We start from the raw sequence: 12,560 nt of genomic DNA, 5'->3' as shown, positions 1-12,560 counted from the left end.
CAATGAGCAGTACCGTGCGTCGCACCGAACCGGAGGTGCACGTGGACACCACGCAACTGCTCAAAGGGGTCCTGGACCTCGCCGTCCTGGCCGTCCTGGACGAGGAGGACGGCTACGGCTACGACGTGGTCCGGCGGCTGCGCGCCGCCGGGCTCGACGACGTCGCGGACGCCTCGGTCTACGGCACGCTGCGCCGGCTGTTCGCCGCGGGGCACCTGACGTCCTACGTCGTCCCCTCCGTGGCGGGGCCGCACCGCAAGTACTACGGCCTGAACGCCTCCGGCCGGGCCGAGCTCGAGGGCTCGGCGAAGACCTGGGCGGGATTCGCGGACACGATGGCGGCCCTCCTGGCCGCGCGGAAGGAGGTGGCGGCATGACCGCTGCCCAGCAGGCCGAGCCCGACGTCGAGGTGCGCGCCTACGCCCGCCAGGTGCGGGCGGCGCTGGCGGACGTTTCGGCCGCGCAGCTGGCCGAGCTGCTCGACGACCTCGAGGAGCACCTGGTCGAGGTCGCCGCCGAGGGTGGGGAACCACTGACCGTCCGGCTGGGTCCGCCGGCCGAGTACGCCGCCGAGCTCCGCCGGGCCGCCGGCCTGGCGGAGCCGGCCGTCCCGGTCGACCGCCCCCTGCCGGGCTGGCGTGCGGAGTTCGGTGCCGGCGTCGACCGCCTGCAGGCGTCCCCGGCGTACGGCGCGGTGCGGGACTTCCTGCCCGAGCTGCGCCCGGCCTGGTGGGTGCTGCGGGCCTGGGCCGCGCTGGTCGCCGCGGACGCACTCCTCGCCGGGAGCGACTCCTTCCCGGTGCCGACCTTCGGGGTGGGCCCGGTCATCGGGCTGGTGCTGACGGCCGCGGCGGTCACCTGGTCGGTGCGGCGCGGCCTGCGCGTGCGCCGCGATCCGGGCCTCGCCCACCGGCGCCTCGCCGTCGCCGCGAACGGAGCGCTGGCGCTGCTCGCGCTGGTCGCGGTCTTCGGTGCGGGCGGGTCGCCGGAGCCGGCGATGGCCTGGAACACCGGGGTGCCGTCGTCCCCGGACCTGGCGCACGAGGACGGCACGCCGATCACCAACATCCACCCGTACTCGTCCACCGGCGAGCCGTTGGAGGGGGTGTTGCTCTACGACCAGGACGGGCGGCCGATCGACAACCTGGCGCCCTACACCGCCGACGGCGGCGAGGTACGGCGCCTGGACGTGGACCCGCCGGCACCGGCCAACGCCTTCCCGCAGCAGCAGCGGGTGCTGACCTGGGACGAGTCCGGCCGCGAGGTCTGGATCGAGCCGGACACCGCACCGGACCCCGAGCCGCAGTCGGAGCCCGCGCCGTCCGCCGTCCCCGGTGAGCCGGTGCCGCCGGCCGACGTCCTCCCGGCGCCCCCGGTGGAGCCCGTCCCCTGAGGGGCGGAGCTCAGGTGAGGGGCGAGTTGTACATCGCGAAGTAGACCGCGATGTAGTGGCAGATCGCGGCCACGACGGTCATCGCGTGGAAGACCTCGTGGTAGCCGAACGTGCCGGGCCAGGGGTTGGGCTTCTTGATGCCGTAGGCGATCCCGCCGAGGGTGTAGAGCACGCCGCCGGCCGCCAGCAGCACCAGCGAGGCGACGCCGGCGAAGTGCAGGATGTCGGTCAGCACGAAGACCGCCACCCAACCCAGCGCGATGTACAGCGGCACGCCCACCCAGCGGGGCGCGGTCGGCCAGGTCATCTTCAGCGTCACGCCCCCGAGCGCGCCGAGCCAGACGACCGCGAGCACCCAGAAGCCGGTCACGCGGTCGACGGCGAGGAGCGCGAAGGGCGTGTAGGTGCCGGCGATGAACAGGAAGATCATCGAGTGGTCGAGCCGCTTCATGATCCGCCAGCCGCGCGGTGACCACCGGCGCCGGTGGTACAGGGCGCTGATGCCGAACAGACCGCAGATCGTCAGGCAGTAGACCGAGACCGCCATGCCGGCCCGGGGGCTCTCCACGAACGCCAGCGGGATGAGCACGCCGCTGGAGAGGATCGCGCCGAAGAACGAGAACAGGTGCAGCCAGCCGCGCATGCGCGGCCGGGTGTCCGGGTGGTTCCAGTCGCTGTCGCCGAAGTCCTCGGCGGTCCACTCGCGCTGGACCTGCTCGCCTTCGGCGAGGACGGCGGTGCGCGCTTCGTCGCGGGGCGCCTCGAGTTCGGCGCTGTCGGCCTCCACCCGGACGGGCTCGCTCGTGGAGGGGGAGGGGTGGCTCATAGGCCGAGGTTACGGAGCCGTAGGTCCGGCGTCATCCGCACGGACTGTGAGCTTGCTGCCAGCTCCGCCGAGCCGTCTCCCACCCGGCACGGCGGCGAGGCCTAGGGTGAGCGTTCGTGGGTGTGCGGCGGACGATCCGGGAGGCGCTGACCCACGTCTACGAGCGCCGCCTGGCCCGCGCCCTGATCGGTGCCGACGTCCCCCGCCACGTCGGGGTGATCATGGACGGCAACCGGCGCTGGGCCCGCTCGATCGGGCTGGAGGACGTCGCCCACGGCCACCGGCGCGGCGCCGACAAGATCATCGACCTGCTGGGCTGGTGCGACGACGCCGGCGTGCAGGTGGTCACCCTCTTCATGCTGTCCACCGACAACCTGCGCCGTCCCGAGCCCGAGCTCAGCGCGCTGCTGCGGATCATCGAGGACGTCGCCATCGACCTGTCCGGCCCGGGCCGCCGGTGGAAGGTCAACTCCATGGGCGCCTCCGAGGTGCTCCCTCCGGAGACCGTGGCCGTGCTCAAGCAGGCCGAGGAGGACACCCGGGACCGGCCGGGTGCCACGGTCAACCTGGCGGTCGGCTACGGCGGTCGCCGGGAGATCGCCGACGCCGTCCGCTCCCTGCTGGCCGAGCACGCCGCCCGCGGCACCGCCCTCGACGACCTCGTCGAGGTGCTCGAGGTGGAGCACATCGCCGAGCACCTCTACACCCGTGGTCAGCCCGACTGCGACCTGGTGATCCGGACCAGCGGGGAGCAGCGGATGTCCGGGTTCCTGCTCTGGCAGACGGCGAACGCCGAGTTCCACTTCACCGACGTCTACTGGCCCGACTTCCGCCGGGTGGACTTCCTGCGGGCGTTGCGCGACTACTCGGCCCGGCACCGCCGCTTCGGCGAGTAGCCGGCGGCTGCGAGACTGCCCGCATGAGCGCCGGAGCCCTCGACCTGCCCGCGGAGTACGTGCGGCTGGGGCTGCGCTTCGACCGGCTCGAGCCCGGCTTCGTCGACGCGTTCACCGGCGACCCGCGGCTCCGGGCGCAGGTGGGCGACGAGCCGGCACCGACGCCGCAGCAGCTGCGCGACCGCGCCCGCGACCTGCTCCGCGAGCTGGACTCCGCGGGCCTGCCGGCCGATCGGACCGAGTTCCTCCGCGGCCAGCTGACCGGCCTGGAGTGCAGCGCCCGGAAGCTGAGCGGCGAGCCGGTGGGGTTCGTCGAGGAGGTGTCCCGCTACTTCCAGGTCGACGTCGCCCTCGGGGACGAGGCGACGTACGCGGCGGCGCACGCCGAGCTCGACGCGCTGCTGCCCGGCAGCGGGGCGCTGACCGAGCGGTACGCCGCCCACCGGCGCCGGGAGGAGTGCCCCCCGGGCCGGCTCGAGGCAGCGGTCCACGCCCTGTCCAGCGCGCTGCGCGACCGGGCGCGGGGGCAGTACGGGCTGCCCGAGGCCGAGACCGTCCGCTACGAGGTGGTCACCGACAAGCCGTGGTCGGGCTTCAACTACTACGAGGGCGGCTTCCGGTCGCGCGTCGCGATCAACGCCGACCTCCCGCACCGGCTCTCCCAGCTCGCCCACCTGGTCGCCCACGAGTCCTACCCGGGGCACCACACCGAGCACTGCCGCAAGGAGCTCGGGCTGGTCGAGCGCGCCGGCCGCGCCGAGCACACGGTGTTCCTGGTCAACACCCCCGAGTGCCTCATGGCCGAGGGTCTGGCCGACCTGGGCGTCGAGGCGGCGATCGGCGAGGGGTGGGGGCCCTGGTCCGCGGAGATCCTCGGCGACCTCGGCCTGCGCTTCGACGGCTCCCTCGCCGAGCGGATCGCCGCCGCGGCCGCGCCGCTGAACCGGGTGCGTCAGGACGCCGCGATCCTGCTGCACGACCGAGGCGCGGACACCGAGGAGGTGGCCGCATACCTGCAGCGCTGGTCGCTCGTGGCAGGGGACCGCGCCCGCCAGCAGATCAGGTTCCTCACCGATCCGCTGTGGCGGGCCTACATCTCCACCTACGTCGAAGGCTTCGGGCTGCTGTCGCGGTGGCTGGACGCCCGCCCGGCGGGCCAGCCGGTCGCGGACCGCTTCCTGCGGCTGCTCGACGAGCCGCTGACCCCGGCCGCCGTGGCCGGCGAGCTCGCGGCCGCCTGATCGCCGTGAGCCACCGCGACCCGCAACGCGCCCGGGTGCTCGGGCTGTGGACGGCGGGCTGGCTGGCCGTCTTCCTCGTCGTCGGGATGATCCGGCTGGGGGAGCCCACGGTGCAGTGGCCCGTGCTCGCCGTGCCGCTGCTGTGGGCACTGGCGGCGCTGCGTCACCGACGCGGTCCCGAGGAGGACGCCTGGGACGAGGGGCAGGACGACGACTGGCCGCCGGAGCTCCCCGAGCAGCCGGGTGCCGGCTACCGGACCGACACGGTGGAGCGACCCGCCGTTCGCCCGCCCTGGGAGTGACCGGCCACCGCTGGGACGGCTGTGACGGCAGGTACCCCGTCGGGTGAACGTTGTGTTGCCCGGCGTGGTGGGGCTCGCAGTTGTCGGTACGCCGTCCTAACGTCCGCCGTGAGCGGCTCGGAGTTGCCCGCGCCGCTCACGGGAGGCCCGGTTGGTGCTGACGAGTTCGTCGACCAGGGGGGCCGGTACCCGGCCTCCGTGCCGGGGCCCGGTCACCTTCGAGTCGGGGCGCGCTGCCCGCCGCCCTCCGGGAGTCGTCTCGTGAATCCTCGTCGCACGTACGTCCTCGACACCTCCGTCCTGCTCTCCGACCCCGGGGCGCTGCTGCGCTTCGGCGACTCCGACGTCGTGCTCCCGCTGGTCGTGATCGGTGAGCTGGAGGCCAAGCGCGACCACCCCGAACTGGGCTGGTTCGCCCGCCAGTCGCTGCGCATGCTCGACGACCTGCGGGTCCGGTACGGCCGGCTCGACTCCCCGGTGGCGGTGAGGGAGTCCGGCGGCACCGTGCACGTCGAGCTCAACCACAGCGACGCCTCGGTCCTGCCGGCCGGGTTCCGCAACGACAGCAACGACAGCCGGATCATGGTCGTCGCGCTGAACCTGCGGGCCGAGGGCCGCGACGTCTGCCTGATCACCAAGGACGTGCCGCTGCGGGTGAAGGCCGCCGCGGTGGGCCTGGCGACCGACGAGTACCGCGTGCACGACGCCGTCGACACGGGGTGGACCGGCATGTCCGAGATCGCCCTGGACGACTCGGAGCTCGGAGAGCTCTACGAGACCGGCGAGGTCTTCCTGCCGGCCGCCGCCGAGCTGCCGACCCACACCGGGCTGGTGCTGATGTCCTCGCGCGGCTCCGCGCTCGGCCGGGTGCTGCCCGACAAGCAGGTCCGGCTGGTGCGCGGTGACCGGGAGGCGTTCGGCCTGCACGGCCGCTCCGCCGAGCAGCGCGTGGCCCTGGACCTCCTGCTCGACCCCGACATCGGCATCGTCTCCCTCGGCGGCCGGGCGGGCACCGGCAAGTCGGCGCTGGCGCTCTGCGCGGGGCTGGAGTCGGTGATGGAGCGCCGGGCGCACAAGAAGGTCGTCATCTTCCGGCCGCTGTACGCCGTCGGGGGCCAGGAGCTCGGGTACCTGCCGGGCAGCGAGGGCGACAAGATGTCGCCCTGGGCTCAGGCGGTGTACGACACCCTGGGCGCGCTGGTGTCGACCGCCGTCCTGGACGAGATCGCCGACCGGGGGCTGATCGAGGTGCTGCCGCTCACGCACATCCGCGGGCGGTCCCTGCACGACTCCTTCGTGATCGTCGACGAGGCGCAGTCGCTGGAGCGCGGCGTGCTGCTCACCGTGCTCTCCCGGCTGGGTGCGGGTTCGCGGGTGGTCCTCACCCACGACGTCGCCCAGCGCGACAACCTGCGCGTGGGCCGGCACGACGGCATCGCCGCGGTGGTGGAGAACCTCAAGGGGCACCCGCTGTTCGCGCACATCACGCTGACCCGCTCCGAGCGCTCGCCGATCGCCGCGCTGGTCACCGAGATGCTGGAGGACCTGCCCCTCTGACCCGCTCCGGGGTGCTCATTGCGGGCGTTGTTCGAACGTTGCGTGCCTGGTAGGGGCCGCAATCCTCGGACAGCGCCCGCAATGCGGGTCAGCCGAGGCGGCCGGCGCCCCGCACCAGCGCACGCTGCACCCGACGGTGCACCGATGCCGGGTGCACCAGCTCACCCCAGGTCCACCGAACCACGCGCCAGTCCTCGTCGCGGATCAGATCCTCCCGCCGCTTCTCCTCGAACACCGCGTCTCCGGGGTGCTGGCCGGGGCGGAGCAGCCGCCCGTACTTCACCCGCCCGTCGAACTCGCCCACCACCCGCTCCTCCTCCCAGACGAAGTCGGTCCGCGCCACGACCAGGCCGCTCGGGGTGCGCACCTCGAACTGCAGGTCGGACGGCGGCAGACCGAGGCGGTGGAGCAGCACGCGGCTCCGGGATTCGCCCACGCTCTCGCTGCGCGCGTCGGCCACGGTGACCCGCACCGCCTGCCGGACGCCCGTGACCCCCGCGGCCGCGGCTACCCGGGACCGGAGCGCGTCGTGGTCGACGAGGTCACGGCGGAGGGCTGCGTCGAGGTTGGCCACGGCTGCTTCGAACGGGATGGTCCGCGCGAGGTCCAGCGCGGTACGGAGCGGAGAGGTCACCGCGATCCCGCCGACGACGACCACGTCGTCGTCCTGCAGCCTGGCGACGTGGACGCGCAGTGACCGGCCGATGGCGGTCGTGGCCCGCGGCTGTCGAGTGACGTGCACCTGGTCCAGACGGCAGCCCCACAGCGGAAAACCCAGCAGCACGGCCGCCGACTGGTGGCTCACGACAGCGGGCCGCTGCAGGCCGGCGAGTGCCGCGTCGATCAGCAGACGGTGACGGGTCGTTGCGTCCGGAGGCTCCGCGGCCTCGACGTACGCGCCACGGCGCAGGCGTGTCCAGTCGCCCTGCCGGGTGAGCCGGCCGAGCTCCTCATCCGACCAGCCCTGGGCGAGCGCGTCCCGGCGAAGGTGGAGGCGGGGTGGTGGCGTGGAATCCATGCGGGCCACGGTCGCGCGCACACCAGGCCAGCGGGACGTCGAGCGAAGGAACCGTGGATGACGGCGACGGCTGTGGATGAGCCGGATTGCCGGCGTTCCACCGCCGTTGCCGTCCGTGCAGGCCCGGCAATGGTCGAGAAGAGCCCGTGATGCTGAGCGACCCGTCAGCGGGCGGGTTCGTCCTCGGCCGGCGCCTGCCCCGGGCTCCGGGTGGCGACCTTCCGGGCGGGCGCGGGGGGAGTGGTCGCGAAGCGCAGCAGCGCGACCGCAGCCCACCCGGCAGCCAGGCACCAGGGCAGCCGGAGGGTCACCTCCTCGGCGGTGAAGTCCCCGCGCAGCCCGAGCGCGAGCACCGGCAGGGCCAGCAGGAACCCCACCTGCAGCACGTCCCACCGGAAGGGGCTCATGCCGGCGCGCTCTCCAGCCGCTCGCACAGCACCGACGCCCACCGGTGCGGCGTGGCGCGGACGCCGTCGACGACCGCCACGGGAGCGGCCAGGCGGTCCAGCACGGCGGCCGGGTCGGCGGAGAGGTCGGTGTCCTGGACGACGAGGGCGTCGACGCGGGCCAGGCCGTCGACCCAGTGCTCGAGGTCCTCGGGCTTGCGGGTGGCCTCGACCACGGCCCACACGGCGACCGGCGTCCAGATGGCCAGCATCTGCGCCATCCAGTAGGCGTCGCTGCGCAGCGGTGCGTCCACGGCGACGATCGTCACGGTGCCGGACGTCGAGGCGTCCTGCCGGCGGCGCAGCGCGGCGTCGATGGTGCTCATCCGGCTGGCCTCGGGAGCCAGGCCCACGAGGTCCCCGCGGGTGGCCCACTGCACGCGGTCGGGATCCAGCCGCAGGGTCGCGGCCAGCGAGCGCGCGGCGCGCAGCGTCTCCACGCCCGGGCCCACGAGGAAGAGGACGTCGCCGGCGCCGGTCGGGAGCTCCGGTGCCTCCGGCAGCCGGTCGGCGAGCGCGCGGGTGAGCGCGGCGTAGGTGCCGTGGGCCTCGACGTCGGCGAGGAACGCCGCACCGAGCAGATCGGCCGGGACACCGAGGTCGGCGAGCCGGGAGACCACCTCCGCGGGAGTGCGCGGCGGGGCGATGCACACCCGGGTCGGCCGCTCGGGCACGGCTGCGGGCAGCACCGGCGAGTCCAGCAGACCCGAACCGTCGGCCTCGATGAGGTCGGCGAGCTCGGCCAGCTCCGGCATGTCCGGCGTCTCGGGCGTGGCCATGAGCGGTGCCACCGGCAGCCGGGTCACCGTGGCCAGCAGGTCGGGGGTGCGGGGGGAGGACGCCGGGCGCTCGGAGCGCGCGGTCCCGCGTCCGCTCGACGGCGGCACCGGCGGGCGGCCGGAACGCGGCGGCACCGGCGGCAGCCCGCGGCCACGGGACGACGATCCCGGCAGGAGAGACAGCGGCGGCATGACGGTGGTCGCGTCCATGCTCGCGGACCCGGTCAGCGGCGCGGGGTCGCTGGCGGTGCGGGCGAGCAGCGGTGCCACCTCGAGGTCCAGCGCGGAGCCGGCCTCCTCCGCGAGGGTCTCGGCGACGACGTCCTCCGCGGCGGTGTCCTCGGCGGCGGTGTCCTCGGCGAGGACCTCCTCCGGGACGTCGACCTCCACCTCGTCGATCTCCGCGGCGACGGCCTCGTCGGCAGCCTCCTCGAACAGCGGGGTCTCGAACAGCGGGGTCGCGGCGGTCGGGGCGGGCACGGCCGGTGCGACATCGCCCCAGATGTCGGCGTTCGGCCTGGCGGCTGCGGACGTCGTGGCCGGGGCCGGCGTGGACACCTCGCCCCACAGCCGGACCGGCGACGACGGCTCCGCCGCGGGCGCGACCGGAGCGACGACGGCCGGCGGGGTCACCGGGGCGAACAGGTCGAACTGCGCGACGGCGACGGCCGGAACCTGCTCGACGACGACGGGCACCTCGACGGGCATCTCGACCTGGGCCACCTCGACGACCGACGGCTCGACGACGGGCACCTCGACCTCGGCGACCACCTCGACCACCGGGACCACCTCGACGACCGGGGCCACCTCGACGACCAGGCCCTCGACCGACTCGGCCAGCACGTCCTGCGGCGAGTCGCCGGCCACGACCGCGCGCAGGATCCCGGCGAGGGCGTCGTCCGAGTGCCCCTCCGCCAGAGCGGCGCGCAGCACCTCGGCGATCGCCTCCTCGCGGGACACCGGCTGGGCGACCGCCGGCTCGATGGCGGCCGGCTCGTCGAGGAACGACGTCCCGGGGAACGAGGTCTCCGGGAACGATGTCTCCGCGAACGATGTCTCCGCGAACGGGGCGTCCGCGAACGACTCGTCCGCCCAGGCGGCGAAGTCCGCCCGCTCGTCGACCGACGGAGAGGGCGGCGCGATGACCTGGTCTCCCACCGTTTCCTCCTCCTGGCGCGACCGCACCGCTGACGAACTCGTTGCCTCGGGTTCGGGCGTCGAGGCCCGGAGCCCGTCCTGCTCGTCGCCCGACCGGGCGACGTCCGACGTCTCCAGCGCCTCGCGCACCGCGTGCTGGACGTCCCGGTCGCCGGCCACCATCCGGGCCAGCGCGGCGGTGAAGGGTGAGGGTGCGCTGGACACGGGAGCCGACGGCGCCCCGACCGCGTCGTCCTCGACCGGGAACGCCGGCGGGAGGTTCGAGCGGCTGGTGCGCGGGAAGCTGGCCGGCGCCACAGCGGCCCGGGCGGCAGGCGCGGCGGGCACCGCGCTCCGCTGGACGGGCGGCGCAGCCGGGACACCGAGCAGGCCGGCGAGCTCGTCGACCAGGTCGTCGTCCGCGGGCTCGGAGGGGCGGGGTTCGAGCGAGGGGCGCAGGGCCTCGGGCCGGCGTCCGGCACCCGAGGAGGCGCCGACGAGCTCCGGGACGGCGGGTGCGGCCGGGCTGCCCGACCGGGCCGCCGCGGCGGCCCAGGCAGCGGCGCCGTTGCGCGGCGGCGCGGGGCGCGCGCGGGCCGGCGAGGCCGCGGCCAGGGGAGACCCGTAGGCGCGCAGCGAGCCGGTGTCCGGGTCCTCGGTCAGGGCGCCGGCGGGGCGGGCGGGCACGGCGGCGGGCAGGCCCGGGGCGCCGGCCGGCTCGGGCGCGACCTCGGCCACGTAGCGCTCGGTCGCGAAGAACCCGAGGACGCCGCCGGAGCGGATCCGGCGCACGCCGACCACCCGGGCGGACGGGCCGAACTGCTCCCGGGCCGCCGCGATGGCGTCGTCCCGGCTGGCTGCCTCAACGGATCGCAACGGCACCGCTCACCACTCCCAGCGATTCGATCTGAGCCGTCCGGGACACCTCGGCGTACGAGATGACCGGCAGGCGGGGCAGGACCTGGCGCATGAGCCGCGCCAGGGCGGAGCGGACCTGCGGCGAGCACACGAGCACGGGGGAGAGGCCCTGACGCTCGGCATCCTCGAGCAGCCCGCTGCAGCCCACGACCAGCGCGTCGACGGTGCCGGCGTCCAGGGCCAGGACGGCGCCGGCCTCGCTCTGCCGCACCGACTCCAGGAGCCGCTGCTCGAAGCCGGGGTCGAGGGTGAAGACGTGCAGCCGCTCGTCGGGGGTCACGTACGGGTGGCTGATCGCGGAGCCGAGTGCGTTGCGCGCGGCCTCGACCAGTCCGTCCAGATCGGTCGAATGCTTCGCACGTACAGAGAGTGCCTCGAAGATGCGGACCAGGTCCCTGATCGACACACCCTCTTCGAGCAACGCGTGCAACACCCGTTGCACCTCTCCCAGGGTGAGCAGGGAGGGGGTCAGTTCCTCGACGACGACGGGGTGCGTGCGGCGGATCATCTCCACGAGCAGGCGCACGTCCTCGCGGCCGAGCAGGTCCGCCGCGTTCTGGCGGACGACCTCGGCCAGGTGCGTGGTGATCACCGACGAGCGGTCGACGACGGTGGCGCCGGCCATCTCCGCGGCGCGCTGCAGCTCGACCGGCACCCACTTGGCGGCGAGGCCGAACACCGGCTCGCGGGTGGCCTTGCCGGGCAGCCCGTCGAGGTTGTCCCCGATCGCGAGCACGGTGCCGGCGGGGGAGATGCCCTTGGCGGCGGGGACGCCGTTGAGCCAGATGACGTACTGCGAGCCCTGCAGGTCCAGGTTGTCGCGGGTGCGGACCAGCGGGATGACCAGGCCGGTCTCCATGGCGACCTTCCGGCGCAACGCCTTGACGCGGTCGAGCAGGTCACCGCCGCGGGAGGCGTCGACCAGCTCGACCAGGTCGAAGGCGACCTCGAGCTCCAGCGGGTCGACCCGCATCTTCTCGACGATCGCCTCGGGGGAGTCGGGCTGCGGCTCGGCGTCGATCGCGGCGGCCGCGGCCTCGGCCTCCTCGTCGACCAGCGGCGTCTCGGTCATGCGGGCCGCGGCGATGAGGAACAGCCCGCCCACGAGCAGGAACGGCAGCTTGGGGAGACCGGGGATGAGGCAGAGAGCGAGGGAGGCGCCGCCGGCGATCCGGACCGGCTGCTTGAAGCGGCCGAGCTGGGCGATGAGGTCGGTGCCCATGTCGCCCTCGGTGGCCGACCGGGTGACGATGATGCCGGTCGCGGTGGACATCAGCAGCGCCGGGATCATCGAGACCAGGCCGTCGCCGACGGTCAGCAGCGAGAACGTCGTCACCGCCTCGCCGGGGGCCATCCCGCGCTGCATGACGCCGATCGCGAACCCGCCGATGAGGTTCACCAGCGTGACGATGATGCCGGCGATGGCGTCGCCCTTGACGAACTTCGACGCACCGTCCATCGAGCCGTAGAAGTCGGCCTCGGCGGTGACCTCGTGGCGGCGCTTGCGCGCCTGCGCCTCGTTGATCAGCCCGGCGTTGAGGTCGGCGTCGATGGCCATCTGCTTGCCCGGCATGGCGTCGAGGGTGAAGCGGGCACCGACCTCGGCCACGCGGCCGGCACCGTTGGTGATGACCACGAACTGCACGACGGTGAGGATCACGAAGATCACCAGGCCGACGACCAGCGAGCCGGCGATGACGATGTGCCCGAAGGCCTCGATCACCTTGCCCGCGTAGCCGTCGGTGAGCACCAGCCGCGTCGAGGAGACGTTGAGCGCCAGCCGGAACAGCGTCGCGATCAGCAGCAGCGAGGGGAAGACCGCGAAGTCCAGCGGCTTGCGGATCTGCATGGCCACGAGCAGGACCAGCAGTGCGACCGCGAGGTTCAGGCCGATCAGCAGGTCCATGAGGGCCGCCGGCATGGGCACGACCAGCATGAGCACGATCGCGACGACGCCGACCGGGACGGCGACCTTGGCGACCCCCTTCACTCGCCCACCACCAGGGGTGCGGAAGACGGGGGCTGGCTCACGTTCCCCTTCATCGGC

Annotated in this window: 11 protein-coding genes; 6 read left to right on the top strand and 5 right to left on the bottom strand. The window is 74.1% G+C overall.

Annotation, left to right across the window (positions count from 1 at the left end):
- Window positions 1-2: 2 nt before the first annotated feature.
- On the top strand, window positions 3-377 hold the full coding sequence (locus CRP29_RS02855) for a PadR family transcriptional regulator (RefSeq protein WP_097193524.1): 375 nt from the start codon (window positions 3-5) through the stop codon (window positions 375-377).
- The gene (locus CRP29_RS02850; protein WP_097193523.1) at window positions 374-1,393 is read left to right on the top strand and encodes an HAAS signaling domain-containing protein; all 1,020 of its coding nucleotides are present in this window, start codon (window positions 374-376) and stop codon (window positions 1,391-1,393) included. The genes CRP29_RS02855 and CRP29_RS02850 overlap by 4 nt, the downstream gene beginning before the upstream one ends.
- A 10-nt stretch (window positions 1,394-1,403) precedes the next feature.
- On the opposite strand, the gene trhA is transcribed toward CRP29_RS02850, so the two are convergent.
- On the bottom strand, window positions 1,404-2,219 hold the full coding sequence (gene trhA, locus CRP29_RS02845; protein ID WP_097193522.1) for a PAQR family membrane homeostasis protein TrhA: 816 nt from the start codon (window positions 2,217-2,219) through the stop codon (window positions 1,404-1,406).
- A gap of 116 nt (window positions 2,220-2,335) precedes the next feature.
- On the opposite strand from trhA, the gene CRP29_RS02840 reads away from it, so the two are divergent.
- From CRP29_RS02840 to phoH2, 4 genes are all read left to right on the top strand, one after another.
- On the top strand, window positions 2,336-3,115 hold the full coding sequence (locus CRP29_RS02840) for an isoprenyl transferase (RefSeq protein ID WP_097193521.1): 780 nt from the start codon (window positions 2,336-2,338) through the stop codon (window positions 3,113-3,115).
- A 23-nt stretch (window positions 3,116-3,138) separates the two neighbouring features.
- Entirely contained in the window at window positions 3,139-4,356 is a 1,218-nt protein-coding gene (locus tag CRP29_RS02835) for a DUF885 domain-containing protein (RefSeq protein WP_097193520.1), read from the top strand.
- 5 nt (window positions 4,357-4,361) lie between these two features.
- Window positions 4,362-4,658, top strand: coding sequence for a hypothetical protein (locus tag CRP29_RS02830; RefSeq protein WP_097193519.1), 297 nt, complete (start codon window positions 4,362-4,364; stop codon window positions 4,656-4,658).
- A gap of 261 nt (window positions 4,659-4,919) precedes the next feature.
- Window positions 4,920-6,215: an RNA 5'-3' helicase PhoH2 gene (gene phoH2, locus CRP29_RS02825; protein WP_097193518.1), complete on the top strand. Its 1,296-nt coding sequence runs from the start codon at window positions 4,920-4,922 to the stop codon at window positions 6,213-6,215.
- Between the two features lie 88 nt (window positions 6,216-6,303).
- On the opposite strand, the gene CRP29_RS02820 is transcribed toward phoH2, so the two are convergent.
- The 4 genes from CRP29_RS02820 to flhA form a co-directional block, all read right to left on the bottom strand.
- On the bottom strand, window positions 6,304-7,233 hold the full coding sequence (locus CRP29_RS02820) for a type IV toxin-antitoxin system AbiEi family antitoxin domain-containing protein (RefSeq protein ID WP_141437032.1): 930 nt from the start codon (window positions 7,231-7,233) through the stop codon (window positions 6,304-6,306).
- Between the two features lie 164 nt (window positions 7,234-7,397).
- Entirely contained in the window at window positions 7,398-7,640 is a 243-nt protein-coding gene (locus tag CRP29_RS02815; RefSeq protein WP_097193516.1) for a hypothetical protein, read from the bottom strand.
- Window positions 7,637-10,477 carry a hypothetical protein gene (locus CRP29_RS02810; protein WP_097193515.1) on the bottom strand — a complete coding sequence of 947 codons (2,841 nt, stop codon included), beginning with the start codon at window positions 10,475-10,477 and terminating at the stop codon, window positions 7,637-7,639. Before CRP29_RS02810 ends, CRP29_RS02815 begins: the two co-directional genes overlap by 4 nt.
- On the bottom strand, window positions 10,458-12,503 hold the full coding sequence (flhA, locus tag CRP29_RS02805) for a flagellar biosynthesis protein FlhA (RefSeq protein WP_097193514.1): 2,046 nt from the start codon (window positions 12,501-12,503) through the stop codon (window positions 10,458-10,460). Before flhA ends, CRP29_RS02810 begins: the two co-directional genes overlap by 20 nt.
- Between the last annotated feature and the right edge of the window lie 57 nt (window positions 12,504-12,560).

Origin of the sequence: Blastococcus aggregatus (genome assembly GCF_900221005.1) — a bacterium.
In the GTDB taxonomy this organism is placed as follows: domain Bacteria; phylum Actinomycetota; class Actinomycetes; order Mycobacteriales; family Geodermatophilaceae; genus Blastococcus; species Blastococcus aggregatus.
The sequence above is the reverse complement of the archived record's forward strand: the minus strand, read 5'-3'. Positions and strand labels throughout refer to the sequence as shown.

Excerpts from the sequence above, each read along its gene's own strand:
- CRP29_RS02835 (WP_097193520.1), top strand. The coding sequence starts at position 3,139 with ATGAGCGCCGGAGCCCTCGACCTGCCCGCGGAGTACGTGCGGCTGGGG.
- CRP29_RS02815 (WP_097193516.1), bottom strand. The coding sequence starts at position 7,640 with ATGAGCCCCTTCCGGTGGGACGTGCTGCAGGTGGGGTTCCTGCTGGCC.
- CRP29_RS02850 (WP_097193523.1), top strand. The coding sequence starts at position 374 with ATGACCGCTGCCCAGCAGGCCGAGCCCGACGTCGAGGTGCGCGCCTAC.
- trhA (WP_097193522.1), bottom strand. The coding sequence starts at position 2,219 with ATGAGCCACCCCTCCCCCTCCACGAGCGAGCCCGTCCGGGTGGAGGCC.
- CRP29_RS02855 (WP_097193524.1), top strand. The coding sequence starts at position 3 with ATGAGCAGTACCGTGCGTCGCACCGAACCGGAGGTGCACGTGGACACC.
- CRP29_RS02820 (WP_141437032.1), bottom strand. The coding sequence starts at position 7,233 with ATGGATTCCACGCCACCACCCCGCCTCCACCTTCGCCGGGACGCGCTC.